At 67.3% G+C, this 26,796-nt stretch carries 24 protein-coding genes and 2 tRNA genes; 11 read left to right on the top strand and 15 right to left on the bottom strand.

The genetic code is table 11. The features are described from left to right. Window positions 1-109 precede the first annotated feature (109 nt). Window positions 110-199, bottom strand: a tRNA-Ser gene (locus ACF8NF_RS27055). A gap of 591 nt (window positions 200-790) precedes the next feature. On the opposite strand from ACF8NF_RS27055, the gene ACF8NF_RS27050 reads away from it, so the two are divergent. The 3 genes from ACF8NF_RS27050 (at window position 791) to ACF8NF_RS27040 (ending at window position 4,829) form a co-directional block, all read left to right on the top strand. Then, window positions 791-1,813, top strand: a complete 1,023-nt coding sequence (locus ACF8NF_RS27050; RefSeq protein ID WP_343739941.1) for a hypothetical protein — start codon at window positions 791-793, stop codon at window positions 1,811-1,813. A 45-nt stretch (window positions 1,814-1,858) separates the two neighbouring features. Next, complete coding sequence (locus ACF8NF_RS27045) at window positions 1,859-2,959, top strand: peptidoglycan-binding protein (RefSeq protein ID WP_392451605.1); 1,101 nt, start codon at window positions 1,859-1,861, stop codon at window positions 2,957-2,959. A gap of 70 nt (window positions 2,960-3,029) precedes the next feature. Then, the gene (locus ACF8NF_RS27040; protein ID WP_392451604.1) at window positions 3,030-4,829 is read left to right on the top strand and encodes an SAM-dependent methyltransferase; all 1,800 of its coding nucleotides are present in this window, start codon (window positions 3,030-3,032) and stop codon (window positions 4,827-4,829) included. 47 nt (window positions 4,830-4,876) lie between these two features. On the opposite strand, the gene ACF8NF_RS27035 is transcribed toward ACF8NF_RS27040, so the two are convergent. Continuing rightward, window positions 4,877-6,094: an MFS transporter gene (locus ACF8NF_RS27035; protein WP_392451603.1), complete on the bottom strand. Its 1,218-nt coding sequence runs from the start codon at window positions 6,092-6,094 to the stop codon at window positions 4,877-4,879. Window positions 6,095-6,200: 106 nt separating this feature from the next. Between ACF8NF_RS27035 and ACF8NF_RS27030 the strand changes: the two genes are divergently transcribed. Then, window positions 6,201-7,157: a LysR family transcriptional regulator gene (locus tag ACF8NF_RS27030; protein WP_016448914.1), complete on the top strand. Its 957-nt coding sequence runs from the start codon at window positions 6,201-6,203 to the stop codon at window positions 7,155-7,157. 181 nt (window positions 7,158-7,338) lie between these two features. Here ACF8NF_RS27030 and ACF8NF_RS27025 read toward each other — a convergent pair whose 3' ends face one another. Further along, window positions 7,339-7,602, bottom strand: coding sequence for a hypothetical protein (locus tag ACF8NF_RS27025; protein ID WP_016452405.1), 264 nt, complete (start codon window positions 7,600-7,602; stop codon window positions 7,339-7,341). Window positions 7,603-7,804: 202 nt separating this feature from the next. Here ACF8NF_RS27025 and ACF8NF_RS27020 point away from each other — a divergent pair, with 202 nt between their 5' ends. Both ACF8NF_RS27020 and ACF8NF_RS27015 read left to right on the top strand, forming a co-directional pair. Further along, window positions 7,805-8,098, top strand: coding sequence for a DUF2789 domain-containing protein (locus tag ACF8NF_RS27020; protein WP_016452404.1), 294 nt, complete (start codon window positions 7,805-7,807; stop codon window positions 8,096-8,098). An 86-nt stretch (window positions 8,099-8,184) separates the two neighbouring features. Next, window positions 8,185-10,122, top strand: coding sequence for a PAS domain-containing sensor histidine kinase (locus tag ACF8NF_RS27015; protein ID WP_046240379.1), 1,938 nt, complete (start codon window positions 8,185-8,187; stop codon window positions 10,120-10,122). Between the two features lie 33 nt (window positions 10,123-10,155). Here ACF8NF_RS27015 and ACF8NF_RS27010 read toward each other — a convergent pair whose 3' ends face one another. From ACF8NF_RS27010 to ACF8NF_RS27000, 3 genes are all read right to left on the bottom strand, one after another. Then, window positions 10,156-10,278 (bottom strand): hypothetical protein, encoded by a 123-nt coding sequence (locus ACF8NF_RS27010; RefSeq protein ID WP_016448910.1) that lies wholly within the window; start codon window positions 10,276-10,278, stop codon window positions 10,156-10,158. 189 nt (window positions 10,279-10,467) lie between these two features. Further along, window positions 10,468-10,557: transfer RNA gene (locus ACF8NF_RS27005), tRNA-Ser, on the bottom strand. Window positions 10,558-10,570: 13 nt separating this feature from the next. Next, a complete protein-coding gene (locus tag ACF8NF_RS27000) occupies window positions 10,571-11,530 on the bottom strand; it encodes a LysR substrate-binding domain-containing protein (RefSeq protein ID WP_392451602.1) in 960 nt (319 codons plus the stop codon). Between the two features lie 186 nt (window positions 11,531-11,716). Between ACF8NF_RS27000 and ACF8NF_RS26995 the strand changes: the two genes are divergently transcribed. Beyond that, window positions 11,717-12,124, top strand: a complete 408-nt coding sequence (locus tag ACF8NF_RS26995) for a tautomerase family protein (protein ID WP_016448908.1) — start codon at window positions 11,717-11,719, stop codon at window positions 12,122-12,124. 68 nt (window positions 12,125-12,192) lie between these two features. Here the strand turns inward: ACF8NF_RS26995 and ACF8NF_RS26990 are convergent, their stop codons facing one another. After that, window positions 12,193-13,110 (bottom strand): SPFH domain-containing protein, encoded by a 918-nt coding sequence (locus tag ACF8NF_RS26990; RefSeq protein ID WP_016448907.1) that lies wholly within the window; start codon window positions 13,108-13,110, stop codon window positions 12,193-12,195. Between the two features lie 127 nt (window positions 13,111-13,237). After that, window positions 13,238-13,663 (bottom strand): NfeD family protein, encoded by a 426-nt coding sequence (locus ACF8NF_RS26985; protein WP_392451601.1) that lies wholly within the window; start codon window positions 13,661-13,663, stop codon window positions 13,238-13,240. A gap of 151 nt (window positions 13,664-13,814) precedes the next feature. Between ACF8NF_RS26985 and ACF8NF_RS26980 the strand changes: the two genes are divergently transcribed. Beyond that, entirely contained in the window at window positions 13,815-16,388 is a 2,574-nt protein-coding gene (locus ACF8NF_RS26980; protein ID WP_016452397.1) for an arginine/lysine/ornithine decarboxylase, read from the top strand. Window positions 16,389-16,475: 87 nt separating this feature from the next. Here the strand turns inward: ACF8NF_RS26980 and ACF8NF_RS26975 are convergent, their stop codons facing one another. From ACF8NF_RS26975 to ACF8NF_RS26965, 3 genes are all read right to left on the bottom strand, one after another. Continuing rightward, window positions 16,476-17,531 (bottom strand): tripartite tricarboxylate transporter substrate binding protein, encoded by a 1,056-nt coding sequence (locus tag ACF8NF_RS26975; protein WP_017403993.1) that lies wholly within the window; start codon window positions 17,529-17,531, stop codon window positions 16,476-16,478. Between the two features lie 145 nt (window positions 17,532-17,676). Further along, window positions 17,677-18,924: a CaiB/BaiF CoA-transferase family protein gene (locus ACF8NF_RS26970; RefSeq protein WP_126311989.1), complete on the bottom strand. Its 1,248-nt coding sequence runs from the start codon at window positions 18,922-18,924 to the stop codon at window positions 17,677-17,679. 39 nt (window positions 18,925-18,963) lie between these two features. Further along, the gene (locus tag ACF8NF_RS26965) at window positions 18,964-19,917 is read right to left on the bottom strand and encodes a hydroxymethylglutaryl-CoA lyase (protein ID WP_343739937.1); all 954 of its coding nucleotides are present in this window, start codon (window positions 19,915-19,917) and stop codon (window positions 18,964-18,966) included. 158 nt (window positions 19,918-20,075) lie between these two features. Here ACF8NF_RS26965 and ACF8NF_RS26960 point away from each other — a divergent pair, with 158 nt between their 5' ends. Continuing rightward, window positions 20,076-20,807 carry an IclR family transcriptional regulator gene (locus tag ACF8NF_RS26960; RefSeq protein WP_212645950.1) on the top strand — a complete coding sequence of 244 codons (732 nt, stop codon included), beginning with the start codon at window positions 20,076-20,078 and terminating at the stop codon, window positions 20,805-20,807. Between the two features lie 24 nt (window positions 20,808-20,831). Here the strand turns inward: ACF8NF_RS26960 and ACF8NF_RS26955 are convergent, their stop codons facing one another. From ACF8NF_RS26955 to fabI, 4 genes are all read right to left on the bottom strand, one after another. After that, window positions 20,832-21,752 carry a ZIP family metal transporter gene (locus tag ACF8NF_RS26955; RefSeq protein WP_016452392.1) on the bottom strand — a complete coding sequence of 307 codons (921 nt, stop codon included), beginning with the start codon at window positions 21,750-21,752 and terminating at the stop codon, window positions 20,832-20,834. 45 nt (window positions 21,753-21,797) lie between these two features. Next, complete coding sequence (locus ACF8NF_RS26950; RefSeq protein WP_017403997.1) at window positions 21,798-22,433, bottom strand: superoxide dismutase; 636 nt, start codon at window positions 22,431-22,433, stop codon at window positions 21,798-21,800. Between the two features lie 67 nt (window positions 22,434-22,500). Then, window positions 22,501-22,626 carry a hypothetical protein gene (locus ACF8NF_RS26945; RefSeq protein WP_392451600.1) on the bottom strand — a complete coding sequence of 42 codons (126 nt, stop codon included), beginning with the start codon at window positions 22,624-22,626 and terminating at the stop codon, window positions 22,501-22,503. Window positions 22,627-22,841: 215 nt separating this feature from the next. Then, a complete protein-coding gene (gene fabI, locus ACF8NF_RS26940; protein WP_016448897.1) occupies window positions 22,842-23,642 on the bottom strand; it encodes an enoyl-ACP reductase FabI in 801 nt (266 codons plus the stop codon). Between the two features lie 111 nt (window positions 23,643-23,753). Between fabI and ACF8NF_RS26935 the strand changes: the two genes are divergently transcribed. Both ACF8NF_RS26935 and ACF8NF_RS26930 read left to right on the top strand, forming a co-directional pair. Then, complete coding sequence (locus tag ACF8NF_RS26935) at window positions 23,754-25,583, top strand: extracellular solute-binding protein (RefSeq protein ID WP_034348785.1); 1,830 nt, start codon at window positions 23,754-23,756, stop codon at window positions 25,581-25,583. A gap of 96 nt (window positions 25,584-25,679) precedes the next feature. Next, window positions 25,680-26,708, top strand: coding sequence for a microcin C ABC transporter permease YejB (locus tag ACF8NF_RS26930; RefSeq protein ID WP_016448895.1), 1,029 nt, complete (start codon window positions 25,680-25,682; stop codon window positions 26,706-26,708). Window positions 26,709-26,796 lie beyond the last annotated feature (88 nt).

Here is a 26,796-nt window from a genome sequence, read left to right as displayed (position 1 = left end):
CGGCCTGCCGGGTGGATGCGGCGCGAGGCTGCGCGGGGCAGGACCCGGGCCGAATGCAGGCCCGGAAACGAAAACGGGCCCCGTGTAGGGGCCCGTTTTGCTGGGTGTATGGCGGAGAGGGCGGGATTCGAACCCGCGGTGGGGATTAGCCCACACACGCTTTCCAGGCGTGCGACTTAAACCGCTCATCCACCTCTCCGAAGCCCTCGATTGTAGCAGTGATTTCGGGCGTCCACGGTAAGAAACTGGTGCCGGCCGCGCTGGCCCGTGCGGCGATGGTTGCCCCACTCAAGGCCTGCAGTGCAACCGTGGCAATGCCGGGTGTTGCCTGTCCGGGCGCGGACAGGCGGGTAGTGACGGCAGGCAATACCGTGACATGGGACGGATTTGCGATGGGTTCAATGCATGCGCCTGGTGGTCATCCACTGATTTTCAGGGTGGAAAATGTAATGGAGTTCGTGTAAATGGAAGGTTCCGGAATGCGGTGTGAATCTCCGGTGCGGCCTGTCCATCTGTGGCGACATTTTTCATGTGTACAAGATGGTATTTTCATTGCCCATCTGCGTTGGTGCAAGCTATTGATATTGTTGAGGTTTATTGAAAAAACACCGCCAATGAATCGGTATTTGCACGGGGTCCGGGAGGCATTGCGGGGGACGAATTTCCTTCATGCGGCGTTGGATGCATTTTGCAACAGACATCAAATGGGAGCTTGTGGAAAATGCCTGCGCCGATGAAATGCAGCAGTAACGGATTTCCGTCTGGCAAATCATAGGAACTCGCTATCACCATGGCTTCCCACTCAATGCACGCCGATTCTCCATTTCGCCAGACGCCGGTATTGCCCGCACTGGCCTTCGGGCTTGTGGCGCTGCTGGGTACGACGGCGTTCGCTGCCGGGCTGCAGCGGCAGGTGCTGGAAAGCCTGCCGTCCGGCACGGCCAAGGGGGCGCCTGCCTATGAGTTGTCCCTGCCTGCCTGCACGGAGTCGGCCTGTCCCTTCGAACTGAGGCTGGTGCGTGCCGGTATGGAGCAAGGCAAGCCAGCGGCGCTGGCCTGGCCTGCTTCAAGAGGGCAGGCCCAGCTGGCGCCATCCGATCCGCTGTACGGCGTGGGCGATCCCTTGTCCGAGGCCGCGCAGCGCACGCGCGTCTGGACGACCGGCGAGGAAGAAGGCACGGTCACCGCCGCGGCGCGGACCTTGCGCCTGCCCGGCGCGCAAGGCGGGGCGCGCGCCTTGCTGGTCACGCAGATGGGCGGCTTCGACCATCCCAAGCGCCGCCATGCGCTCTATGTCGCCACGGCCCAGGGACCGCATCTGGCCTGGCAGTACGAAGAGCCTCCAGGCAGCTACCAAAGCTGGGTGCTGGCGCCCACGGGCCGGATCCCGGTGCTGCTGGTGCGCTATGACTCACCGCAGGACGACGCCCCCGACCAGATCGAGACCCGCAGCCTGCGCTGGAACGCAGGCCGGCAGGCGTTTGCCGAACAGGCATCGGCGCCGCCGGCTGCCGTGCAGGCCGTGGTGGCTGCGCGCTATGCCGGCGTGGCCGCCGCGCGTGCAGCGCGCGCGCAGCAAGCCGACTGCCTGGGAGGCTATGCCGTGGTGCTCACGCGCCCCGCAGGAGCTGCGCCGCATCACGCCCTGGTGCAGGTGGCCGCGGATATGGCACAGGCGCATGCCGAATCGCTGCGGCTGCGTGCCTGCTCGGCCAGGCTGCAGCCGCGCACGGTGCCTTTGGCGCATCTGCTGCCGAAGGCGGAACAGGCGCCCGGCCGGAAACCTGACCGCAAGACCGATCCCGCCCGCTGAGCCCGTGCAGCGCGTGACACCGACAACCGCAAAGAGGGAAGACACATGCCAGACATCAAGGACAGCGTAGGCGAGGGCGGCAGCAACCAGGTCCATGACGTGGCCCTGCTGCAGGCCATGCTGCGCGTGGTGAAGGACGCCAAGAATGCACCCTATCTGGGCGTGGACTACGACGGCAGCTACGGCGTCCAGACGCGCGCCGCGCTGGAGCGTTTCCAGAACGACCACAAGCTGGTGGCGGCCAAGGCCGCGCCCGGCCAGCCGCAGGCCGGTGGCGCCAAGGAGGCACTGGGCCTGGCGGCAGCCGGTGGCGCCACGGTGGCCAAGCTCAGCGCCATGCTGCCTGCATCGCACCAGAACATGCGCTCCGCGAACAACTCCAAGACGGTGTATATCGAGGCCAAGGCCCAGGATGCGGCCACCAGCAAGGCCGCCATTGCCAACGATGCGGAGTACGAGCCCACCTTCCGCGCCAAGCTGGCCAGCCTGGTGCAGCAGATGTACGACACGCACAAGATCGCGCTGTGGATCACGCCCACCGGCCGCCGCCGCACCTTTGCCCAGCAGGCGGCAGAGACCCAGACCAAGGCCGGCCCCGGCGAGAGCAACCACAACTTCGGCCGGGCGGCCGACATCGGCTTCAAGCGCTTCCAGTGGGTCAAGGGCGACGGCAGCATCGTCACCGATGCCGACTGGCTCAACCAGCTGCATACCGCCAAAGCGGCCGATGCCGCGCGCTGGTGGGATGAGCGCGACCGCCTGGCCGCCAAGCAGGGCCTGCTGCCGCTGAAGTTCGAGCGCGTGCACCTGCAGGCCTTCGCCCAGGAAGGCGTGAGCAACCAGCGCTCGCTGGCCAAGCTGCTCAATGCCGTTTCGCAGAACAACATGCGCTGGAAATCCGCCTACCAGGCCGACCTGCAGTCCCAGGGCAAGCACTGGGTCACCGTGGGTTCTGCCAAGTCCATCTGGGCCGGAACGGCCTCCGTGACCAAGGCCGATCTGGCCAAGGCCCGCACCCTGGCCACGGGCAAGCAGGTGAAGGAAACGCAGATCACCCAGGACGAGGTGGCCGCCATGCGCCGCATGCTCAAGGCCGATTTCGAGCAGGCCGACCTGAACTGGTCCAAGTGGGCACCCGTGCCCTGAGCCCGGCCGGACGTCTGCCGCCTGCCGCGCGGGCAGGCGCCACTGCCGTGCATCTTCCGGAGAAAGCATCTTGAGAACCGACTATTCGAAGGGCGAGGCCGCGCTGCGCGTGCCCTTGCCCATGTCCATGCCCATTTCCCTGTCCCTTTCCGCCTCTGCCGGTGCGCCCACCGGGCCGCCCGCTGCGGTCCGTGCGCCGCAGGACGTGCTGTCCGGTGTGCGCGTCGCCTCGCAACTGCTGCAGGACTTTCGGCCCATCACCGAAAGCATCGAGTGGGAGCTGGGCCATCTGCATTGGGCGCAGGCGGGCCTGTTGACCTTTGCCGAGAACGAGGTGCCCTACGTGGTCAACAACAGCGGCCGTCTCTCCGAAGATGCGGCGGCCCTGCTGTTCCATCACTGCGCGGACACGGCGCCGCAGGGCACGATTGCCGTGCTGGAGCTGGGCGCGGGCTGCGGCCTGTTTGCGCGCATGTTCCTGCAGGCCTTCCGGCACCTGTGCCAGCAGGAAGGGCGTGATTTCGACCAGCGGCTGGTCTGCTACGTGACAGACGGCTCGCCGCGCACCGTTGCGCAGTGGCACGAGCGCGGCCTGTTTGCCGAGTTTGGCGGCCAGGTCGTGGCAGGCTGCTGCGACGCCATGCACCCCGAGGCCGTTCGGCTGCACGACGGCAGCACGGTGCCGCTGCCGCCGCTGCATGCCGTGTTCTGCAACTACGTGCTGGATGTGCTGCCCGCCACTGTCGTGCGGCGCCAGAGTGGCGGGCCGGTGCAGGAGCTGCGCATACGCACCCGCCTGACGGACGATGCCCAGCTCGTGCGCCAGTACACCGCGCTGTCGCCGCATGAGATCCGCGCCCTGGTGGATCACGCGGATGCGGCAGAGCGCGCACGCCTGCTGCCCCTGGTGGGCCTGTTCGAGCAGGAGACGGGATTTTTCGACTGCGGCGACGCGGCACTGTCGCCCTGGGTGGATGCCGCCCTGTCCGTCAGCCAGGACGCGACACGCCTGCTGGTCAACCACGGCGCCTTCGGCGCGCTGCAGACGCTGCAGCAGCGGCTGGCGCCCAAGGGCCTGGTGCTCATCAACGACTACGGCGCCTGCACGCCCGAGGCGGCGGCCCAGTCGGGCGCCTCCCAGCGCTTTGGCCGCACCAGCGCCATCGGCCTGAACTTCCCGCTGCTGGCGCAATTGTTCGGGCGCGAGGGGTGGCAGGTGCTGGCGCCTCCGGGCGATGCGCAAAGGGCCATCCATGCGCGGCTGCTGATCGGCGAGGGATGCGAGCGCACGGCGGCCGCCTTTCTCAACCGCTTCAGCGCCGACGCGCAGCAGTTCTTCGAGGCCCCGGCCCATGAGGCCCGCACGCACCTGGAGTCGGGCCGGCAGGACGCCGCGCTGGAAAGCTACCGCCAGGCCATCACCCGCAGCCCGCGCGACTGGCGCCTGCTGGGCGAGGTGGCGGAGTTCGTGGGCCTGCAGCTGCGGGACTTTGCGGCAGGCGTCGAGCTGGCGCGCAGCGCGCTGGAGCTCAACCCCTGGCTCAGCACCTGGCTGTGGAACGTGCTGGGCGACTGCCTGTTCTGCCAGGAGCAGTTTGCTGCCGCGCATGACGCCTACCTGCAGGCCGAGCGCATAGACCCGCGCGATGCCCGCACCCAGCTCAACCTGGCCTACACCTGGCAGCAGTGCGGCGACCCGGGGCGCGCGCTGGCCTGCATCGCCCAGGGCCTGGCGGGAGATGCCCATGGCGTGCACACGCAGCGCCTGATGGAAAAGCAGCAGCAGATCCTGGCGCAGATCGCAGCCCTGCGTGCCTCGCAGCAGCAGCGGCTGGCGCAGCGCGCGGCGCGTCTGCAGGCCGGGGCATAGGCCGGGGCATAGGCTGGCAGGCCCGCCAACGGCCCGGCCTGCCAGCTTCAGTGCTGGCGGCCGGCCAGCCGCACGCCCAGCGCTGCCGCCGATGCCGCGCAGGCCAGGGCTACCACGCCGCCCCAGCCCCATTGCGACAGGGCCAGCGCGCCCAGCGCGGAGCCCGAGGCCATGCCGATGAACACGCCCGTGAACAGCAGCGCATTGAGCCGGCTTCGCGCGGCAGGCTCCAGGCCGTACACCAGGGTCTGGTGCGCCACCAGCGTGGCCTGGATGCCGAAGTCGAAACCGATGGCGCTGGCCACCAGCAGCGGCAGCTGTGCGCCGGCCGGCAGCCAGGGCGACAGTGCCAGCACGGCGAACGATGCCAGGGCCAGGCCCGCACCCAGGCAGGTCACGCGCTGCGGGCCGCTGCGGTCGGCCAGCCGGCCTGCCAGCGGGGCGGCCAGCGCACCGGCCGCACCCGCCAGGCCCAGGGCGCCGGCAGCGGCGCTGCCCATGTGGAACTGCTGATGCAGCATCACGGCCAGCGTGGACCAGAACGCGCTGAAGGCCACCGACAGCAGGCCCTGTGCCAGTGCCGCGCGGCGCAGCGCAGGCTGGCTGCGCCACAGTTGCACCATGGAGCCCAGCAGCGCGCCATAGCCCAGTTGCGTGGTGGGTTTGAAACTGGGCAGCCCGCGCCACAGGGCCACCCCCAGCAGTGCCATGGCAGCGGCGGCCAGCAGGTAGACGCTGCGCCAGCCCCCATGCTCGGCCAGCAGGCCGCTGACCACGCGCGACAGCAAGATGCCCAGCAGCAGCCCCGTCATCACCGTGCCCACCACCTTGCCGCGCTGGTGCTCGGGCGCCAGCGTGGCGGCGGCCGGCACCACGTCCTGCGCCAGGGTGGCGGCCAGGCCCACGGCCAGGCTGGCAGCCAGCAGCGGTGCCAGGTCCGGAGCCAGCCCGCTGGCCAGCAGGGCCAGCATCAGCGCGGCGGTCTTGGCCAGGATGATGCGCCGGCGGTCCATGCGGTCGCCCAGCGGTGCCAGCAGCAAAATGCCCAGCGCATAGCCCAGCTGGGTCAGCGTGGGCACAAAGCCCACGGCGCGTTCGCCTGCGCCCAGGTCGGGGCCGAGCACCCCCAGCATGGGCTGGCTGTAGTAGAGCGAGGCCACGCCCACGCCCGCCGTGGTCGCCATCAGCAGCACCAGCGATGCCGGCACGCCGGCAGCCTGCGCGCCCGCAGCGGTTTGCATATGCGTAGATTGAATAGAAGACATGTTGAGGCGCCTGTCAGGCGCAGTTGAAAAGCGATGGCCGTAGTGTGGTGCGGCGCAGCACACCACGGTAGTGGCTGCGCCTGCAGAATCGATATACGCTTGGCGTATGACCCTTGCCGACCTTCCCCTGCCTTCTGGCGCTGACCGCATCGAACTGCTGCAGACCTTTGTGCGCATCGTCGAAAGCGGCAGTCTTTCGGCCGCTGCGCAGCAGATGTCCACCACCCAGCCCACGGTCAGCCGGCGCCTGCAGACGCTGGAGCGCGCGCTGGGCCTGCGCCTGCTGCGGCGCTCCACCCACGCCATGGCGCTGACCGACGACGGCCAGCGCTGCCTGGAGCACGCGCGCGAGCTGCTGGAGGCATGGCACGCGCTGGAGTCCGACCTGCGCGGCGCCCAGGACACGCCGCGCGGCCTGCTGCGCGTGGTCGCGCCCCACGCCTTCGGCCAGGACCAGCTCATGGCGCCGCTGCTGGCGTTTCTGGACCGCCATCCGGCCGTCAAGGTCGAATGGCTGCTGCATGACCGCCAGCCGGACTTCATTGCCGAAGGCATCGACTGCGCCGTGCAGGTCGGCACCGTGGTCGACCCTTCGGTGATTGCGCTGCGCGTGGCCGAGGTGCCGCGCATTGCCGTGGCCGCGCCTGCCTTGCTGGGGCAGGGCAGCGTGCCCCAGCACCCGCGCGAACTGCAGGGCCTGCCCTGGATTGCGCTGCGCACCTTCTACCAGCGCGAGCTGGAGCTGCACCGCGTGGGCGATGAGCGGGTCTGCAAATCCTGGCGCCTGCAGTTCGAGCCCCGGCTCAGCACCGACAGCCTTTATGCGCTGCGCAACGCTGCCCTGGGCGGACTGGGCGCGGCCCTGGCCTCGGCCTGGATCGTGCGCGAGGATCTGGAGGCCGGTCGCCTGGTGCATCTGGCGCCCGACTGGCAGGCGGCGCCGCTGCCCGTGCATCTGGTCTACCCACCCGCGCGCCACCAGCCGGCGCGGCTGCGCGCCTTCATTGCGGCCATGCGGGAAGTCATGCCGGGCCTGACGGGAATGCGCGCGCCGCTGCCCTGAGTTGCTTGCTGCATCGTGTCCGCCCACGGCACCAGCCCCGATCTGAACCTGCCCGGTGCGCCGCGCAGTGTGATGTTGGCGCTGCGGCACAGCTTCTGAGGCTGCGCCCGGCATGGCTCCGGGCTTCTCCAAAAGACAAAGGCCCACGCGAGTGGGCCTTTGTCTATCCGGGCGTTGCCGTCTACTCGGTCGCCTTCTTCAGCGATTCCTTGGCGTTCTCTGCCGACTGCTTGGAGCGCTTGTTGTGGTAGTCCGACTTGACGTTGTTCACGGCCTTGCCGACCGGCCCGCTGTCCTTGGCCTTGGCGTCGGCCTGCTTTTCCTTCACCTTGTGGTCTGCAGCGTCGGCGGCTTCGGAGGCGGCCTTGCCCACCTGGGCATGGACGGGTGACAGGGCAGCGGCAGCTGCGAAGGAAATGGCGGTGGCAAGCAGCAGTTTCTTCATGGAATGCAATGTCCTGTGATGAGATGGCTGCATGGTGCGCCGGACCGCCGAGGCAACCGTGTAGGAGCAGGGCTTTGCACGGCGCGGGCGCTGCGGCCCACTCGCAGAAGGGCCGCCGACGGCAGCTTGCTTCAGTGTCCGACATGGTGCCGCCGGCCGAGCTTCTAGCCTTGAGCCAACCCCGTCACAACAAGGACCCCCCATGATCACAGCCGAACCCACCATGACCAATCTTTTCGACCAGCTGGGTCTGGACTCCAGCCCGGAGGGCATCAAGCAGTTCATCCTCTCGCACCGGCTGGAAAAGGACACGCTGCTGGTGGATGCACCGTTCTGGACCGACGCGCAACGTGCCCTGTTCTCGCAGCAGTGGCATGCCGATGCGACCTGGGCGCTGGTGGTGGACCAGCTCAGCGAGGCCTTGCATGCCGAGCCGGACCTCCAGGCTGCGCCTTCGCCCGCAATTGCCGGGCACGAGCAGGAGGCTCGTCCCTGATCCTGTGATGCAACCGCTTGCGATGAACCCGTGGTGCTTACAATTTTTCCGGCTCGTTCAACCCATTTGCCTACGGAGTCGTTCACATGCTGACCTCGACTGGTCTGGCGCCGGCCCCTGCAGGCTCCGACGCACAACTCCCCCTTGATCCGGGCCTTGCTGCTTTGGAGGCCTTTCCGGACGCAGTCTTCGTCGTCGGACTCGATGGGCGACTGGCGCGCTGTAACCGCCATGCGTTGAGCCTGCTGGAGCATTCCGGCGATGCCCTGGAGGGCAGTGTTTTCGAGGACCGCTTCGTCGCCAGCAGCGGGCGCGCAGGCTGGTTCAACAGCCAGTGCGAGCCCGCAGGCGCCGCACGGCAGGCCAGCCGCTGGCCCTTGCTGACCTGCACGGGACGCGAGCGGCCCGTGGCCTCATGCAGCTCGCGCGTACGGCTCGGCGATGGCAGCCTGGCCCTGCTGCTGAGTGTGCGCGAGGCGGATGCACCCCCGTCCGGGGCATCGCAGGCTCTGGCCGTGCCTTCCCGGTCCAGCCCTCTTTCCAGCGCCGAGCGCAGCTTTGCCTTGCTGGTGCAGAGCGTGACCGACTGTGCGATCTACATGCTGGATCCCGAGGGCCGCATCGTCAGCTGGAACCTGGGTGCCAAGCGCATCAAGGGCTATGAAGAGGACGAGGTTCTCCATACCCATTTCTCGCGCTTTTACACACCAGAGGACCAGCAGGCGGGGTTGCCACAGGCGGGACTGCGCACGGCCGTCAGCACCGGCCGCATGGAGGCCGAAGGCCTGCGCGTGCGCAAGGATGGCTCGCGTTTTTGGGCATCGGTCGTGATCGATGCCATCTACGACGAGGGCCAGCTGATCGGTTTTGCCAAGGTCACGCGTGATGTGACGGAGCGCAAGGCTGCCGAGGCCCAGCTGCGCCAGGCCTTGAAGATGGAGGCCATCGGCCGCTTCACGGGCGGGGTGGCCCATGATTTCAACAATCTGCTGATGGCCGTGCTCAGCAGCCTGGAACTGCTGCGCAAGCGCATGCCGCCCGACGATCGCCTGCGTTCGCTGGTGGAGATCGCCACGCGCGGCGCACAGCGCGGTGCCTCGCTGACCCAGCGCATGATGGCCTTTGCGCGGCAGCAGGAATTGAAGACGCAGGCCGTGGACGTCGCTGTGCTGCTGACCGGGATGCAAGGCCTGCTGCAGCAGACGGCTGGCCCGCATATCTTTCTGAAGATGGCCCTGGCCTCAGACCTGCCGCGCATCGCCACCGATCCCAGCCAGTTCGAGAGCAGCATCCTCAGCCTGGTTGCCAATGCGCGCGATGCCATGCCGGGCGGCGGCGTCATCAAGATCACGGCGGCCGTGGAAACCACGCTGCCGCGCCAGCTTGCGGGCCTGGCCTCGGGCTCGTATGTCTGCGTGCGCGTGGTGGACACCGGCGAGGGCATGGACGAACAGACACTCTCGCATGTGGTCGAGCCCTTCTTCACCACCAAGGGCGTGGGCAAGGGCACCGGCCTGGGCCTGGCCATGGTGGACGGGCTGGTGGCCCAGTCCGGCGGCAAGCTCGTGCTGCACAGCGCCCTGGGCAGCGGCACCACGGTGGAGATGTGGATGCCCGTCTCCAAGGACGAAAGCACGGCCTGCCATCTGGGCGGGCAAAGCGTGCAGGACGTGGGGCCCCTGGATGTGCTGCTGGTGGATGACGACCCGCTGGTGAGGGCCAATGCCTCGGCCCTGCTGGAAGACCTGGGCCACCGCGTCACGACCCTGGGCGCCGGGCAGGAGGCCATCGACCTGCTTGCGCGGCAGGCGCGCTTCGACGTGGTCATCTCCGACTACGCCATGCCCGGCATGAACGGCGTGGAGCTGGCCCGGCATATTGCAGCGCGATACCCGGGCCTGAACTTCATCCTGGCCAGCGGCTTTGCCGACATACCGGCGCTGCCACCAGGAATGACGCGGCTGGCCAAGCCCTATTCGCAGGACGATCTACGCCAGCTGCTTCATCAGCTCGGGAAGGCTTGAGCCCCTGGAAAGCCGCGAGATCCTGAGACGGCCTCAGACACCAGCCTTCTCGAACAGCCGGCGCAGTACCTGCATGGGCAGGAACTTGACGCCGCGCCGCTTCAGCTCGCGGCGAAAGAGGCGCTCCCTCTCGATAAAGTTGATTTTTGGTTTCATCTCGTTCCGGGTGCAATGACTGAACCGGGCAATCTATCAGCGCAGAGGGGCGCTGCTGTAACACCCTGTCATCGCCCCCTTGATCGAGGGCCATCATCGCCGCGTGCGGCCGTGCAGGCATCGGGCGGACGAAAAAAAGCCCTGGGACCAACGTCGTCAGGGCTTTTTTCACTGGCTTGGTGCCATGTCTGGCGGAGAGGGCGGGATTCGAACCCGCGGTGGGGATTAGCCCACACACGCTTTCCAGGCGTGCGACTTAAACCGCTCATCCACCTCTCCGAAGACCGCGATTCTAGCATCGATTTTTTGGGGTGGCCGCGAAGTTTCCTGCATGCGTGATCGATATGCCCTGGACGGCTGGCGCTTCGGGCATGGCCCGTGCCTGCGCCTGCAGCCAGTTGCAGAAGATGTCGAGCCGGGTCTGCACCGCAGTGCTGCGGCGCAGCGCCAGGTAGCGGTAGCCGGAGGCCGTGAAGCCGAAGGGCGCCAGCAGGCGGCCGGCCTGCACGTCGTCCATCACCAGGTGCCAGGGGGCGACGGCCGCGCCCAGGCCCCGCAGCGCAGCTTCCAGCGTGAAGTAGTAGTGCTCGTAGACGGGGCCGGCCGCTGCGGGCGCGGCGATGTCCATGGAGGCGGCCCACAGGTCCCAGGCATCGCGCCGGCCGCGCGTGTGCAGCAAGGGGAGGCTGGCCAGGTCTTCAGGCTGCTGGAGGCGTCCTGCCATGGCCGGGGACATCACCGGGCCCAGGTATTCGGCGAAAAGAGGCAGGGACGTCTCGTTGTCTGCAAGGGCCTCGCCGCTGTCGTGCGTGATGGCCGTGATGAGCAGGTCGCAGCCTTCGCGTGCAGCGTCGGTGCCGGTGTCGGTAGTGCGCAGGCGCACCTCGATGCCGGGGTGGTGCGCGTGAAAGTCGAACAGCCGGGGGATCAGCCATTTGACGGTGAAGGTGCTGAAGCAGGCCACGTCCAGAGGGCCTTCGTGGGCGTCGCCCAGGCTGCGCACCGCCTCATGGATCTGCTCGAAGGCCTGGGTCAGCGCCGGCTGCAGGGTGCGCGCTGCCGCAGTGAGCGTGGGGCGGGCCTTGGTGCCTGCGAACAGCGGCAGGCCCAGGTGCTGCTCCAGCTGCCTGACCTGGCGGCTGACGGCGCCGGGCGAGACGCACAGCTCGTCCGCCGCCGCCGTCATGCGGCCCAGGCGTGCGGCGGCTTCAAAGGCGCGCAGGGCGGCCAGCGGGGGCAGGCGGCGGGTCATGGGGCGGGTCATGAGTCGGGTCACGGGGCGGGTGGAGGCTATGTGAGTTCCAGGTACATAGAACCGGCCGAATCATCGCTTTTCAGGCCATGGGCCGGTCGGTAGATTTGCCGCTTCGGCCGGCAATTCCTGCGTGGATTCTGGCCGGACTTTCCATCTCCATTCGATCCCAAAGCACATAGCACCATGCCCTTCGTCCACACCTATCTGCCCCAGTCCACCTCCACTTCCCAGCGCGATGCCGTCGTGCAGGGCATTCACCGCGCCCTGGTGGAGGGCATCGGCATGCCAGAGGACGAACTGTTCAACATGGTGCATCCGTACGCTCCCGGGCAGTTCGCGTTCAGCCGCAGTTTCAACGGGGTAGCGCGTTCGGATGCGGTGGTGGTGGTCGAGATCACCATGCGGCGCGGGCGCAGCGATGCGATGAAGAAGGCCTTGTATGCGGCCATTGCGCGCAATCTGCATGAAGGGGCGGGGGTTGCGCCGGCCGACGTGTTCATCTTCATGCATGAGAACGACTACTCGGACTGGTCCGTGGGCCACGGGCGCTTCGCCATGGGCCTGGTGCAGCAGGTGGGCGCACCCGCCTGATCCGCACAACGCCGCTGCAATGAAAAACGGGCCGCGATGGCCCGTTGTTCATGGCGTGGCGGCGGCTCTCAGCTGGTGCGCTGGCCGGTCTGGATCATCTTCATGGCCGAGGTGATCAGGCTGGAGACTTCGGTCATGTTGCTGGGCACGATCAGCGTGGTGGTGGCATCAGAGGCGACCTGGCCATAGGCCTCGACGGCCTTTTCGGCGACCTTGAGCTGCACGGCCTGCTCGCCACCGGGCTGGCGGATGGCGTTGGCCACGCGTTCGATGGCCTGGGCCGTGGCGTCTGCGACCGCCTTGATGGACTCGGCCTCGCCCTGGGCCTTGTTGATGACGGCCTGCTTCTCGCCTTCGGAGCGGGCGATGAAGGCTTCGCGCTCGCCCGTGGCGATGTTGATCTGTTCCTGGCGGCGGCCTTCGGAGGCTGCGATCAGGGCGCGCTTTTCGCGCTCGGCCGTGATCTGGGCCTGCATGGAGCGCAGGATTTCGGCCGGCGGCGTCAGGTCCTTGATTTCATAGCGCAGCACCTTCACGCCCCAGTTGAGCGCGGCCTCGTCGATGGCGGAGACCACCTGGGCGTTGATCATGTCGCGCTCCTCGAAGGTCTTGTCCAGTTCGAGCTTGCCGATCACGGAACGCAGCGAGGTCTGGGCCAGCTGGGTGACGGCCATGATGTAGTTGGACGAGCCGTAGCTGGCGCGCATGGGATCGGTGACCTGGAAGTAGAGGATGCCATCCACCTGCAGCTGGGTGTTGTCGCGCGTGATGCAGACCTGGCTGGGCACGTCCAGCGGGATTTCCTTGAGGCTGTGCTTGTAGGCCACGCGGTCCACGAAGGGCACGAGGAAGTTCAGGCCGGGCGTGAGCGTGCCGGCGTACTTGCCGAGGCGTTCCTTGACCCAGGCGTGCTGCTGGGGCACGACCTTGATGGACCGTGCGATGAAGATGGCCGCGATGACCAGAATGACGATGGCGATTTCCATGGTGTCTCCAGGCCCCGGAGGGGCGTTCGGTGAAACAAGAGGGCGGCGGGACGGCTGGCGGATGGTACCTGCCACTATGCCCGATGCAGATGCCCGCGCCGTGAAGCGCGGGCGTGGGGATGGGCAATCAGAGTTTGTCCACCAGCAGCCGGTTGCCGACGACCTCGGCCACGCGGTGCATGCCGGCAGAGGGCAGGTTGCCCGGACGGCTGATCACGGTCCATTGGGCGCCGCGGTAGCGGACCTGGGCCGTGCCGTCGGAGTTCCATTGCTCGACCATGACGGATTCGCCGACATCGAGGTTGACGTCGCGGTTGCTGGAGGCGGGCTGGCGGCTGGGCAGGCGCCGGCGCACCAGGTAGCAGGCCAGTACGAAGGCGCTGCCGAGCACGGCGGCAATGACGAGCTGGGCAATGGGCGCCAGGCCCATGTGGGCGCACAGCGCGCCGACGATGACGCCCAGTGCCAGCATCAGCAGATAGAAGCTGCCGGTCAGCAATTCGGCGATGACCAATGCGCCGGCGACGAGCCACCAGATGGTGGAATATTCCATTCCCAGACTCCCTGTTTATGACGGTTGCTTGTGTTTAGTGCACCACATTCTGGGTGAAAAGCCGCACGCTTCAAAGGCGCAATAAGGATATTCCTTACACTTCGCGCCTGTTTCGTTTTTTAGGCCCGCTCAGGTTACGGAGGCTGCCCCCATGAAGTTTCGCTTTCCCATCGTCATCATCGACGAGGACTACCGTTCCGAGAACACCTCGGGCCTGGGCATCCGCGCCCTGGCACAGGCCATCGAGCAAGAAGGTTTCGAGGTGCTGGGGGTGACCAGCTACGGCGACCTGTCGCAGTTCGCGCAGCAGCAAAGCCGGGCCAGTGCCTTCATCCTGTCCATCGATGACGAGGAGTTCTCGCTGGGTGGCGAAAGCGATCCCGTGATCCACAGCCTGCGCAGCTTCATCGGCGAAGTGCGCCGCAAGAACGCCGATGTGCCGATCTACATCTACGGCGAGACCAAGACCAGCCGCCACCTGCCCAACGACATCCTGCGCGAGCTGCACGGCTTCATCCACATGTTCGAGGACACGCCGGAGTTCGTGGCCAAGCACATCATCCGCGAGGCCAAGAGCTACCTGGAAGGTGTGCAGCCGCCGTTCTTCAAGGCGCTGCTGGACTATGCGGAAGACGGCTCCTACAGCTGGCACTGCCCCGGACACTCGGGCGGCGTGGCCTTCCTCAAGAGCCCCGTGGGCCAGATGTACCACCAGTTCTACGGCGAGAACATGCTGCGCGCCGACGTGTGCAACGCGGTGGAGGAACTGGGCCAATTGCTGGACCACAACGGCGCCATCGGCGAGAGCGAGCGCAATGCCGCGCGCATCTTCAATGCCGATCACTGCTACTTCGTGACCAACGGCACGTCCACGTCGAACAAGATCGTCTGGCACCACGCCGTGGCGCCCGGCGACGTGGTCGTGGTGGACCGCAACTGCCACAAGTCCATCCTGCACTCCATCATCATGACGGGTGCGATTCCGGTGTTCCTCAAGCCCACGCGCAACCACTTCGGCATCATCGGCCCGATCCCGCAAAGCGAGTTCTCGGTGGAGTCCATCCAGGCCAAGATCGCGGCCAATCCGCTGCTCAAGGGCGTGGATGCCAAGACGGTCAAGCCCCGCGTGCTGACGCTGACGCAGTCCACCTACGACGGCGTGCTCTACAACACCGAGACCATCAAGAGCATGCTGGACGGCTATGTGGCCAACCTGCACTTCGATGAGGCCTGGCTGCCGCACGCGGCCTTCCACCCGTTCTATGGCAGCTACCACGCCATGGGCAAGAAGCGCGCGCGCCCCAAGCACTCGGTGGTGTATGCCACGCAGTCCATCCACAAGCTGCTGGCCGGCATCAGCCAGGCATCGCATGTGCTGGTGCAGGACAGCCAGACCGAAAAGCTGGACCACCACCTGTTCAACGAGGCGTACCTGATGCACACCTCGACCAGCCCCCAGTACAGCATCATCGCCAGCTGCGACGTGGCCGCCGCGATGATGGAGCCGCCCGGCGGCACGGCCCTGGTGGAAGAGTCGATTCTGGAGGCGCTGGACTTCCGCCGTGCCATGCGCAAGGTCGAAGACGAGTTCGGCGACGACGACTGGTGGTTCGAGGTCTGGGGTCCCGAGAAGCTGGCCGATGAAGGCGTCGGCTCGGCCCAGGACTGGATCATCCGCGGCCAGGACGCGGCGCCCAAGCGCTCCAAGGCCAAGAACGGCAAGGAGTTCGACAACTGGCACGGCTTTGGCGAACTGGCCGACGGCTTCAACATGCTGGACCCGATCAAGTCCACCATCGTGACGCCGGGCCTGGACCTGGACGGCGATTTCTCGGACACGGGCATCCCGGCCTCCATCGTGACCAAGTACCTGGCCGAGCACGGCGTGGTGGTGGAGAAGACGGGCCTGTACTCGTTCTTCATCATGTTCACCATCGGCATCACCAAGGGCCGCTGGAACACCATGCTGACTGCGCTGCAGCAGTTCAAGGACGACTACGACCGCAACCAGCCGCTGGCACGCATCCTGCCCGAGTTCTGCCAGCAGCACCGCCGCTACGAGCGCATGGGCCTGCGCGACCTGTGCCAGCACGTGCACGAGCTGTACGCCAAGTACGACATCGCCCGCCTGACGACCGAGATGTATCTGTCGGACCTCAAGCCCGCGATGAAGCCCAGCGATGCCTACGCCCACATCGCGCACCGCAAGACCGAGCGCGTGGAGATCGACCACCTGGAAGGCCGCATCACCGTGGGCCTGGTCACGCCGTACCCGCCCGGCATTCCGCTGCTGATCCCCGGCGAGGTGTTCAACCGCAAGATCGTGGATTACCTGCTGTTCGCGCGTGAGTTCGCCAAGGAGTGCCCTGGCTTCGAGACCGACATCCACGGCCTGGTGGAGCTGGAGGACGCGGACGGCGAGGTGCGCTACTACGCCGACTGCGTGGCCCAGGCCGCTCCTGCCCGCAAGGTGCCGGCTGCCGGCAAGTCTGTGGCCGGAAAATCCGCAGCGGCCAAGGCGGCGGCCAAGCCGGCTGCCAAGGCTGCGGCAAAGCCCGCTGCCAAAAAGGCCGTGAAGGCTGCTGCCGTCAAGGCGCCGGCCAAGCGCCCCGCAGCGGCCCGCAAGGCCGGGTCGGCGCCGGAAGTCGGCACGGCTGCCAAGCCGGCGCGTGGCCGCAAGATGGTGCAGGTGGGCGATGATGGCCCCTTCGGCCGCACGATCTGATCGGCTGGCCGGCTGACGACGGCCCGTCAAAAAGGCGCGGTGCCCGCAAGGGGCGCCGCGCCTTTTTTCTTGCCCGCTGTTTGCCGCTCACTCCAGGCGGATCCTGGCATCGCGGATCAGCGCGGCCCAGTCCGTCTGCTCCTTGAGCAGGTACCGGGCCGCGTCCTGCATGCTGCCGCCCAGGGCCGTGCTGCCCTCGGCCTGCAGTTGCTGCTGCACGGCGGGCTGCTGCAGGGCCGCGTTCACGGCGGTATTCATCTTCTGCACGACGGCGGCCGGCGTGCCCTTGGGCGCGACGATCAGCTTCCAGTCCACGGCCTCGAAGCCTGCATAGCCCGACTCGGCCACGGTGGGCACCTCGGGCAGGATGGGCAGGCGCCTGGCCGAGGTCACTGCCAGGGCGCGCAGCTTGCCGCCCTTGAGCAGCGGATAGACGGCCTGGGGCGTGCCGAACATGTAGTGCGTCTGCTTGCCCAGCAGGTCGGTCACGGCCGGCGCTGCGCCCTTGTAGGGCACGTTGAGCACCTGGATGCCGGCCTTGAAGGCCAGCATCTCGCCGGCCAGGTGGCCCACCGTGCCCGTCGATGCCAGTCCCTGGCGGATGCCGCCCGGGTCGGCCTTGGCGGCCTTGACCAGGTCCTGCACCGATTTCCATGGCGAGTCCTGCGGCACGACCAGCACCGTGGGCTGGGCGGCGACCAGGGCCACGGGGATCAGGTCGGTGCGGGGGTTGAAGGGCATGCTGGGCAGCAGGGCGGGGTTGATGGCGAGGTTGGCGGTCTGGCCCATGCCGAAGGTATAGCCATCCGGCGCGGACTTGGCCACCGCATCCAGCCCGATGTTGCCGCCCGCGCCGGGCTTGTTGTCCACCACCACGGTCCATTGGTTCAGCGTGCCCACGCGCTCGCTGATCTGGCGCGCGACCGCGTCCGTGCCGCCGCCCGGCGTGTAGGGCACGACCATGCGCACGGCGCGCGAGGGCCAGTTGCCGGGCTGGGCCTGGGCCGCCAGCGGGAGCAGGGCGGCAGCCAATGCGGGCAGGGCGCACAGCAGCAACTGGCGGCGCGGGGCGGAACAAGGGCGGGCCTGGGTCAGTGTCTGTGTCCGGTTTTGGGCGGCCGGGTTGCGGTGGATGGCGGGCATGGTGTTGTCTCCGGGAATTTTTGGGAAAAGGCCTCCCCGCCGGGCGCGCGGCAAGCGTCGTCCGGTGTGGGGTGGATGGGGTGCAAGGTTGCAGGGGCGCCGCGCGTCGGGTGGACGGCGGCGGCTTCAGTGGCTCAGCCTGGCATCAATGGGAGGCCTTGGCGTGGCTGTCGGTGGCCTCGCCCCGGGCCAGGGCCAGGGCCTGCTCGCTGCTGTAGCCCAGTGCGGTGAGGATCTCCAGGCTGTGCTCGCCCAGGCGCGGGGGCGACAGGCGCACGTCCAGGCGCTTGCCGTCCAGCGTGAAGGGCAGCAGCACGGTCTTGGTCTCGCGGCCATCGGGCAGGGTGATGGGGGCCAGCGCGCCCGTGGCGTTCAGGTGCGGGTCTTGCAGCAGGTCCTGCGGGCGTGCGATGGGGGCGAAGGGCAGGCCGTTCTTCTCGAAGACCTCGGCAATGTGGGCGGCGCTGTGCGGGGCCATCTTCTCGCGCAGCAGCGGCATCAGCCAGCTGCGCGCCAGCACGCGGTCGTTGTTGCTGCCAAGGCGCGGATCGTCGCGCAGCTCGCCCAGGCCGAAGGCATCGCAGAACAGGCGCCAGGCGCCGTCGCTGACCACGGCCAGGAAGATCTGCTCGCCGCCCTGGACCTCGAACACGTCGTAGATGGCCCAGGCCGAGATGCGTGCCGGCATGGGCGCGGCCGGCTTGCCGGTGACGGCGAACTGCATCATGTGCTGGGCGACCAGGAAGATGTTGTTCTCGAACAGCGCGCTTTGCACTTCCTGGCCGCGCCCGGTCTTCTCGCGCTGGGCCAGGGCAGCCATCGCGCCCATGGCGCCGAACATGCCGCCCATGATGTCGTTGACGCTGGCACCGGCGCGCAGCGGGTCGCCGGGGCGGCCCGTCATGTAGGCCAGGCCGCCCATCATCTGCACCACCTCGTCCAGCGCCGTGCGGTGCTCGTAGGGGCCGGGCAGAAAGCCCTTGTGGCTCACGTAGATGAGGCGCTCGAAGCGGTCCTTGAGGCTGTCGTAGTCCAGCCCCAGCTTGCGCATGGTGCCGGGCTTGAAGTTCTCGCAGACCACGTCGGCCGTGGCGATCAGGCGCAGCGCGGCCTGCTTGCCTTCCTCGGTCTGCAGGTCCAGCGTCACGCTCTTCTTGTTGCGGTTGAACAGCGGGAAAAAGCCCGAGCCCGAACCCAGCAGCTTGCGCGTGGCATCGCCGTCGCGGCCGTGGCCCACGGGCTCGACCTTGATGACTTCGGCGCCCAGGTCGGCCAGCATCATGCCGCAGGACGGGCCCATGACCATGTGGGTGAACTCGACCACGCGGATGCCTGCGTAGGGCAGTGGCGTGGCCTGGCCTGCGGCCGTGTCGGGGGAGGTGGGTTGGCTCATGGGAAAACGGTGAATGAATGTATGGGTTGTCGCCGCGGCTCAGGCCGGTGCGTAGGGGTGGGGCGCAAAGCCCTTGGGCAGTCCGGCCAGCGGCGTCATGCCGTGCAGCTCCTCGCCGGGCAGGCCTGCGGCCAGCGGCTGGCGGGCGGCGATCAGGCGATCGATGTCCACGCCGGTGCGGATGCCCATGGCCTCGAACATGAAGACCAGGTCTTCGGTGACCACGTTGCCCGAGGCACCGGGCGCGTACGGGCAGCCACCCAGGCCGGCCAGCGAGGCATCGAAGGTGCGCGCGCCAGCCTCGTAGGCGGCCAGGCAGTTGGCCAGGCCCAGGCCGCGCGTATTGTGCATGTGGGCCGCGCCTGCCTGTTCGCCCAGCTCGGCCCGCAGCCGTGTGAACAGGCGCCGCACCTGGGCCGGGTTGGCCATGCCCGTGGTGTCGGACAGGCCCGATTCGTCGGCGCCCGCCGCCACGCAGGCCAGGGCCAGCGCAATCACTTCGTCCTCGGGCACCAGCCCCTGCAGCGTGCAGCCGAAGGCCGTGGAGATGCCCGCCTCGATCAGGGCCTGCGGTGCGATCTCGTCGCGCAGCGCGGCAATGGCCCGCACCTCGTCCACCATCTGCATGGGGGTCTTGCGCACATTGGCCATGGAGTGCGCGGGGCTGGCCGATACGGGCAGCGTGACCTTGTGGACGCCGGCGCGCAGCGCAGCCTCGGCGCCGAGCAGATTGGGGACCAGGGCCATCACGGTGACGCCGGGCAGCGTGATGGCGTGGGCGACCACCTCGGCCGCGTCGGCCATCTGGGGCAGCAGCTTGGGCGAGACGAAGGAGCCGACCTCGATCTCCTGCAGGCCCGCATGGGCCAGGGCGTCGATCCACGCCAGCTTGTGCGCTGTGGACATGGTGGAGGCCACGGACTGCAGGCCATCGCGCGGGCCGACTTCGCTGATGAGTACGTCAAAACGGTGGGAGGACATGGGCAGGGACATCCGGTGGTTGGTGACGATGACCGCAGGATTCGCCTGTTGACATCAGTTCCTTGAGTCGTTCTAATAGATAGAACTTGATTCTCTCTATTGAAATATTCCCTGCTGCACGCGCCATCGTCAAGCCTGCGTGCCTGGGGTTTTCCCTTGGGTGCCTTTTTATGCCTCGCAAATCAGTGACGGAATCGGTCGCCGACGAGAACGCCGCGCCGGGCGGCGTGGCTGCGGTGGACCGGGCCTTGAGCCTGCTGGCCGCCTTTGGCGACGGAGATGACGGGCTGACGCTGGCCCAGCTGTCGGAACGCACGCGCCTGTACAAGAGCACCGTGCTGCGGCTGCTGGCTTCGCTCGAACATGGCGGCTGGGTGTTGCGCCTGGATGATGGCCGCTATGCCGTGGGCCCGGCCGTGGCGCGGCTGAACACCGTCTATGCCCGGCATTTCTCGCTGGACAGCGTGGTCATGCCCGTGCTGCGCACCCTGGTGCAGGCCACGGGCGAAAGTGCGGCCTACCACGTGCGCCAGGGGCAGGACCGGCTGTGCCTGTACCGCGTGGATTCGCCCCATCCCGTGCGCGACCATGCGCGCACCGGCGATCTGCTGCCGCTGGGGCAGGGCGCGGGCGGGCGGGTGCTGTCCGCGTTCGATGCCGAGCTGTACGCCGCATCGCGCGGCGGCAGCCGCACGCAGCTGGCCCGCGTGCGCGCCGATGGCTACTGCGCCATGGTGGGAGACAGGCACCGGGAGATCGCCGGGATTTCTGCCCCGGTCTTCAAGCGCGATGGAGAGTTGGCAGCGGCACTGACACTGACCATGCCAGCCCACCGCTACGAGGAGCGCCACGCCCGCCATGTGCTGGCGGCGGCGCGGGAGCTGGGGCTCTTGCTGCCCTGAGCCAGGCGTGCGCGGTGCGCGGACTCAGCCCAGCGCCGTGTCCAGCACCATCATCAGCACAAAGCCCAGCATGAGGCCGCCCGTGGCAAAGGCCTCGTGGCCCTTGCGGTGCGACTCGGGAATGATCTCGTGGCTGATCACGAAGAGCATGGCGCCTGCCGCAAAGCCCAGGCCCCAGGGAAGCAGCGCGGCCGAGCCGCTGACGATGACTGCGCCCAGCACGGCGCCCAGCGGCTCCACCAGGCCCGATGCCATGCCCAGCGCCACAGCAAAGCTGCGCTTGTAGCCCGCAGCCAGCAGGGCCACGGCGACCACCAGGCCCTCGGGCACATCCTGGATGGCAATGCCTGTGGCCAGCGCATTGGCGCGCAGTCCGTCGTTGCCCGCATAGCCCACGCCGATGGCCAGGCCTTCGGGCAGGTTGTGCAGGGCAATGGCAAAGACGAACAGCCAGGTGCGCTGCAGCTTGCGCGCGCCTTGCGGGTCCAGGCCTTCGCGGCCCTTGATGAAGTGCTCGTGCGGCAGCAGCCGGTCCATGAGCATGAGCGCCGCGCCGCCCAGCAGGATCGCCGTGCCGATGACAGCGCCTGCCGCCCAGCTCCCGCCCCCAAACAGGCCCTGCGTACGCACCGCTTCCAGCCCCGGCAGGATCAGCGAGAAGGCGCAGGCCGCCAGCATGACGCCGGCGCCAAAGCCGAACAAGGTGTCCTGCGTGCGCTCGGACAGGCGCTGGGACAGCATCACGGGCACGGTGCCCAGGGCTGTCGCCAGCGCGGCTGCCGAGCCGCCGGCCAGGGCCTGGAAGACCACCGGATGGTTCTGGGCATAGGCCCAGAACTGGCTGGTGAGCGCCCAGGCGCCGGCCATCATGATGGCCAGGCCGATCCACAGGCGGATGTTGGACCGTACGCTGGTCTTGGAGCGGAAGCGTTGTGGCAGATCCATGCTGGTCGGGAATGGGTTGGGGCGTTGGCGGGCAGGCTTGGCCGATCAGCCGCGGGCTGCGGCGTAGCGGCGGGCCACTTCGGCCCAGCTGACTACGTTGTAGAACGCCGCGATGTATTCGGGGCGGCGATTCTGGTACTTGAGGTAGTAGGCGTGTTCCCACACGTCCAGGCCCAGGATGGGGGTGGCTCCGGAGCCGATGCCGGCCATCAGCGGACTGTCCTGGTTGCCGCTGCTTTCCACGGCCAGCTTGCCGTCCTTGCCCACCACGAGCCACGCCCAGCCGCTGCCAAAGCGCGTGAGCGCGGCCTGGGTGAAGGTGGCCTTGAAGGCATCGAAGCCCCCCAGCTCCCTGTCGATGGCCTGGGCCAGCTCGCCCGAGGGGGCGCCTCCGCCACCCTGGTCTGCCGGGGCCATCACGGTCCAGAACAGGCTGTGGTTGGCATGGCCGCCGCCGTTGTTGCGCACGGCGCCGCGCACGCCTTCGGGCAGCAGGGACAGGTCGGCGATCAGCTGCTCCACGGGCTGGCTGCCGTGCGGCGTGTCCTTGAGTGCGGCATTCAGGTTGTTCACATAGGCCTGATGGTGCTTGGTGTAGTGGATCTCCATGGTCTGCGCATCGATATGGGGCTCCAGCGCGTCGTAGGCGTAGTTCAGGGGAGGCAGGGTGTAGTTGCTCATGTGGTTTCTTTCAGGGACTACGGGGGAAATCGGTGCGTCGTAAGGCGTGTGGGGGTGAGACCTGCAATCAGTGCGCCAGCCGCGAGGGCAGGGCCGTTGCCGCGATGTCGAAGACCCGGGACGAGGCCGGCTGTGCCGCATCGATAGGGGCTGGAACGGGAGAGGGCAGGCTGAGGTCAGGGGTTGCTTGCATCTCTGCTGGCTCCGAGGGTTTCAGAGATTCCTTGATATTGATCTGAGAATTGTATTATTCATGAGAATCATTCTCATTCAAAACAAAAATGACCTCAGTCAAGCCGATGTGTATTTCCTTGCGCGTGCAGGCAGGACCCGCAGTCGTGGGTTCCGGGCGAAAAAAAGCCCCGCAGGCGGCAATGCCTGCGGGGCCGGTCGGGTGGCGGTGGCCGCTTAGACCTGGTCGGCCGACAGGCCTGCAGTCTGGCTGAAGCCGCCGTCCACGTAGGTGATCTCGGCCGTCACGCCCGAGGCCAGGTCCGACAGCAGGAAGGCGGCCACATTGCCCACATCCTCGATGGTCACGTTGCGGCGCAGCGGCGATGCATCGGCCACGCGGCCCAGCAGCTTGCCGAAGTCCTTGATGCCCGATGCGGCCAGCGTCTTGATGGGACCGGCCGAGATGCCGTTGGCGCGGATGGCGCGGCCATCTGCCGTGCGGCCCACGGCCTCGGCCAGGTAGCGCACCGAGGCTTCCAGCGATGCCTTGGCCAGGCCCATGGTGTTGTAGTTGGGGATGGAGCGCAGCGCGCCCAGGTACGACAGCGTCAGCAGCGAGGACTTGTCATTGAGGTAAGGCAGGGCCGCCTTGGCCATCGCGGGGAAGCTGTAGGCGCTGATGTCGTGCGCGATCTTGAAGCCCTCGCGCGACAGGCCTTCCAGGAAGTTGCCGGCGATGGCCTCGCGCGGCGCGAAGCCGATGCTGTGCACGAAGCCGTCGAACTTGCCCCAGGTGGCGCCCAGGTCGGCGAACAGCTTGTCGATCTGGGCGTCGTCGGCCACGTCGCAGTCAAAGATCAGCTTGGAGTCGAATTCGGCGGCGAACTCGGTGATGCGGTCCTTGAAGCGCTCGCCCACATAGCTGAACGCCAGCTCCGCGCCCTGTGCGTGGCAGGCCTTGGCGATGCCGTAGGCGATGGAGCGGTTGGACAGAACGCCCGTGATCAGCAGTTTTTTACCGGCGAGAAAGCCCATTGTTGTTCTCCAGAGGAAGTGAGTGGAAGTGCGCAGCAGCTGGCGGCGAAGGCGGGGCCCCGCGTCAGCGTTTGCCAGCGGGCGGCTGGCTGCGTGGTGCAGAATTGTCGCATGCGCCATTGGATGATTTCTTCGCTGCTGCTGGCCTCGGCGTGTGTGCCGGCGTGGGGCTCGCATGCCTATGCCCTGTGGGGAGAGCCCCGCTATGCCGAGGGCTTCAGCCATTTCGACTATGTCAACGCCAAGGCCCCCAAGGGCGGCGAGCTGCGCCTGGTGAGCAACCTGCGCATCTCCACCTTTGACAAGTACAACCCGTTCACCATCAAGGGATCGTCTCCGGCCTATCTGGCCGAACTGATGTTCGACACCCTGCTGTGGCCCTCGCTGGACGAGACCGCCACGGGCTACGGACTGCTGGCAGAGGATGTGCAGGCTGCCCCCGACGGCCTGTCGGCCACGTTCCGGCTGCGGCCGCAAGCGCGCTTTCACAACGGCAAGCCCGTGCTGGCTGCCGATGTCAAGTTCAGCTATGACACGCTGGTGGGGCCGCACGCATTGCCTGGCTACCGATCGCTGTTCTTCGATGTGGCGGGGGTCGACGTGCTGGATGAACGCACGGTGCGCTTTCGCTTCAAGCAGCCGAACCGGGAACTGCCGCTGGTTGTGGGCGCCATTCCCGTCTTCAGCCGCGACTGGGGCATGGAAAACGGCAAGCCCAAGCCCTTCGACCAGGTGGTGACGGATACGCCCATCGGCAGTGGGCCCTACAGGATAGGACCTGTGCGCTTCGGCAAGGACATCACCTATGTGCGCGACCCGGACTACTGGGGGCGCGATCTGCCCGCGCGCGTGGGCACGGCCAATTTCGACCGCATCTCCGTCAAGATCTACCGCGACAACACGGCGAAGCTGGAAGCGCTGAAGGCCGGCGAGTTCGACCTGATGCGTTTTTACAGCGCCGGCGACTGGGCGCGGCGCCTGTACGGCAAGCGCTTCGATCGGGGCGAGCTGGTCAAGGGCGAATTCAGCAACAAGCTGCCCTCGGGGTTCCAGAGCTATGTGCTCAACACCCGGCGCCCTTTGCTGCAGGACGTGCGCGTTCGCCGTGCGCTGGACCTGGCCCTGGACTACGAATGGATGAACCGGCAGATGTTCTACGGCTCCTACCAGCGCGTGCGCGGGCTGTTCGGCAACACGGCCTGCGAGACCCATGGCGAGCCCTCGCCAGAGGAGCTGGCGCTCATGGAGCCCTTGCGCAAGAGCATTCCGCCGGAGGCTTTCGGCCCCATGGCCGAGCCGCCGCGCACCGATGGCAACAACTCGCTGCGTGCCAACCTGCGCCAGGCGCGGCAATTGCTGGCCGATGCCGGCTGGACCATTCAGGATGGCGTGCTGCGCAATGCGCGGGGCCAGGCCATGGAGCTGGAGTACCTGGACAGCAGCGAGTCGGGCATACGCCAGGTCTCGCCCTGGATACGCAATCTGGAAAAGCTGGGCATACGGCTGCGCTTTCGTTCGGCGGACTTCGCGCTGTACCAGCAGCGCGTGGAGAAGTTCGACTACGACATCATCTCCATTGCCTACCAGGGCACGAACAACCCGGGCCAGGAATTCGCCGACCTGTTCGGCAGTCGGGCGGCGGACACGGACGGCTCGGGCAATTTTCCCGGAGTCAAGAATCCCGCCGTCGATGCCTTGATCCGGCGCATGACCGAGGCCAAGACCGAGGCGCAGCTGTTGCCCGCGTGCCACGCACTGGAGCGTGTCATCGCGCATGGACACTACCTGATTCCGCAGTGGAGCGCGGGAACGCACCGCATGGTCTACGACTCCTGGCGGCTGGTGCGGCCCGCCGTGGTTCCCGCCTACGCGAAGGGCGAGAGCTGGGCCATGGATACCTGGTGGGCCCGCATGCCGGTGCTGACCGCGCCGCCTCCATGAGCGGGCGCTGCCGCCGCATCGTTGCGATCCGTTGCATGATGGGCACGCTCCCGGGCCGGGGTGCCCCCCGGCAATCGACATAATGCAGGACTTCTTATGTGGGCCTACATACTCAAACGCTTGCTGCTGATGGTGCCGACCCTGCTGGGCGTGCTGCTGCTGACCTTCGTGGTCGTGCAGTTCGTGCCCGGTGGCCCGGTGGAGCAGTACCTTGCCGAAGCCAAGGCCAGCGTGGGCCGTGGCGGCGAAGGCGGTGGCCTGGCCTACCGTGGCAACCAGGGGGTGGACCCCCAGCGCATAGAGCAGATCAAGGCCCTCTACGGGTTTGACAAGCCGGCCCATGAGCGCTTCTTCCAGATGCTCGGGCAGTTCGCGCGGTTCGATCTGGGGCGCAGTTTCTTTCAGAACAAGGATGTCTGGCAGCTGATCAAGGAGAAGCTGCCGGTCTCGGCCAGCCTGGGCCTGTGGACCTTTTTCATCAGCTACCTCGTGGCCGTGCCCCTGGGCATTGCCAAGGCCGTGCGTGCCGGCTCGCGTTTCGACTTCTTCACCACGCTGCTGATCCTGGTGGGCTATGCGATTCCGGGCTTTGTGCTGGGCGTGGCGCTGCTGGTGATCTTCGGCGGGCAGCTGCAATGGTTTCCGCTGCGCGGCCTGACCTCGGCCAACTGGGATGAGCTGTCCTGGGGCGCGCGCATCGTGGACTATCTATGGCATATCGCGCTGCCGGTCACGGCCATGGTGGCGGGCAGCTTCGCCATCACCGCCATGCTCACCAAGAATGCCTTTCTGGAAGAGATCCGCAAGCAATATGTGCTGACAGCCCGCGCCAAGGGCCTGTCGGAGCGGCAGGTGCTTTATCGGCATGTGCTGCGCAATGCGCTGATTCCCATCGTCACCGGCTTTCCGGCCGCCTTCATCGGTGCCTTCTTCACGGGCTCGCTGCTGATAGAAACGCTGTTCTCGCTGGACGGCCTGGGCCTGCTCAGCTATGACAGCGTGATACGGCGCGACTATCCCGTGGTGCTAGGCACGCTGTACCTGTTCACGCTGATCGGCCTGGTGACCAAGCTGGTCAGCGATCTTTGTTATGTGTGGGTGGATCCGCGTGTACGGTTTGACTAGGTACCTTCCGAGCCGCTTCGCGGCTTGCCCGGTATGCACGGCGCCCTGTATCGCGGGGGGCGGACGGGCGGCGCGTGGCGCCGGGCTT

Origin of the sequence: Delftia sp. WSY_22, assembly GCF_043104185.1 — a bacterium.
Taxonomy (GTDB): domain Bacteria; phylum Pseudomonadota; class Gammaproteobacteria; order Burkholderiales; family Burkholderiaceae_C; genus Comamonas; species Comamonas tsuruhatensis.
This window is presented reverse-complemented; position numbering and strand designations above follow the sequence as displayed.

Bases quoted from the DNA above. Each gene is read 5' to 3' on its own strand.
- fabI (WP_016448897.1), bottom strand. From the start codon at position 23,642: ATGGGCTTTCTCGCCGGTAAAAAACTGCTGATCACGGGCGTTCTGTCC.
- ACF8NF_RS27030 (WP_016448914.1), top strand. From the start codon at position 6,201: ATGACCCTTGCCGACCTTCCCCTGCCTTCTGGCGCTGACCGCATCGAA.
- ACF8NF_RS27010 (WP_016448910.1), bottom strand. From the start codon at position 10,278: ATGAAACCAAAAATCAACTTTATCGAGAGGGAGCGCCTCTTTCGCCGC.
- ACF8NF_RS27000 (WP_392451602.1), bottom strand. From the start codon at position 11,530: ATGACCCGCCGCCTGCCCCCGCTGGCCGCCCTGCGCGCCTTTGAAGCC.
- ACF8NF_RS26935 (WP_034348785.1), top strand. From the start codon at position 23,754: ATGCGCCATTGGATGATTTCTTCGCTGCTGCTGGCCTCGGCGTGTGTG.
- ACF8NF_RS26950 (WP_017403997.1), bottom strand. From the start codon at position 22,433: ATGAGCAACTACACCCTGCCTCCCCTGAACTACGCCTACGACGCGCTG.
- ACF8NF_RS26945 (WP_392451600.1), bottom strand. From the start codon at position 22,626: ATGCAAGCAACCCCTGACCTCAGCCTGCCCTCTCCCGTTCCAGCCCCT.
- ACF8NF_RS27050 (WP_343739941.1), top strand. From the start codon at position 791: ATGGCTTCCCACTCAATGCACGCCGATTCTCCATTTCGCCAGACGCCG.
- ACF8NF_RS27045 (WP_392451605.1), top strand. From the start codon at position 1,859: ATGCCAGACATCAAGGACAGCGTAGGCGAGGGCGGCAGCAACCAGGTC.
- ACF8NF_RS26975 (WP_017403993.1), bottom strand. From the start codon at position 17,531: ATGCCCGCCATCCACCGCAACCCGGCCGCCCAAAACCGGACACAGACA.
- ACF8NF_RS26995 (WP_016448908.1), top strand. From the start codon at position 11,717: ATGCCCTTCGTCCACACCTATCTGCCCCAGTCCACCTCCACTTCCCAG.
- ACF8NF_RS26960 (WP_212645950.1), top strand. From the start codon at position 20,076: ATGCCTCGCAAATCAGTGACGGAATCGGTCGCCGACGAGAACGCCGCG.
- ACF8NF_RS26980 (WP_016452397.1), top strand. From the start codon at position 13,815: ATGAAGTTTCGCTTTCCCATCGTCATCATCGACGAGGACTACCGTTCC.
- ACF8NF_RS26930 (WP_016448895.1), top strand. From the start codon at position 25,680: ATGTGGGCCTACATACTCAAACGCTTGCTGCTGATGGTGCCGACCCTG.
- ACF8NF_RS26985 (WP_392451601.1), bottom strand. From the start codon at position 13,663: ATGGAATATTCCACCATCTGGTGGCTCGTCGCCGGCGCATTGGTCATC.
- ACF8NF_RS27015 (WP_046240379.1), top strand. From the start codon at position 8,185: ATGCTGACCTCGACTGGTCTGGCGCCGGCCCCTGCAGGCTCCGACGCA.
- ACF8NF_RS26965 (WP_343739937.1), bottom strand. From the start codon at position 19,917: ATGTCCCTGCCCATGTCCTCCCACCGTTTTGACGTACTCATCAGCGAA.
- ACF8NF_RS27025 (WP_016452405.1), bottom strand. From the start codon at position 7,602: ATGAAGAAACTGCTGCTTGCCACCGCCATTTCCTTCGCAGCTGCCGCT.
- ACF8NF_RS26970 (WP_126311989.1), bottom strand. From the start codon at position 18,924: ATGAGCCAACCCACCTCCCCCGACACGGCCGCAGGCCAGGCCACGCCA.
- ACF8NF_RS26990 (WP_016448907.1), bottom strand. From the start codon at position 13,110: ATGGAAATCGCCATCGTCATTCTGGTCATCGCGGCCATCTTCATCGCA.
- ACF8NF_RS26955 (WP_016452392.1), bottom strand. From the start codon at position 21,752: ATGGATCTGCCACAACGCTTCCGCTCCAAGACCAGCGTACGGTCCAAC.
- ACF8NF_RS27020 (WP_016452404.1), top strand. From the start codon at position 7,805: ATGATCACAGCCGAACCCACCATGACCAATCTTTTCGACCAGCTGGGT.
- ACF8NF_RS27035 (WP_392451603.1), bottom strand. From the start codon at position 6,094: ATGTCTTCTATTCAATCTACGCATATGCAAACCGCTGCGGGCGCGCAG.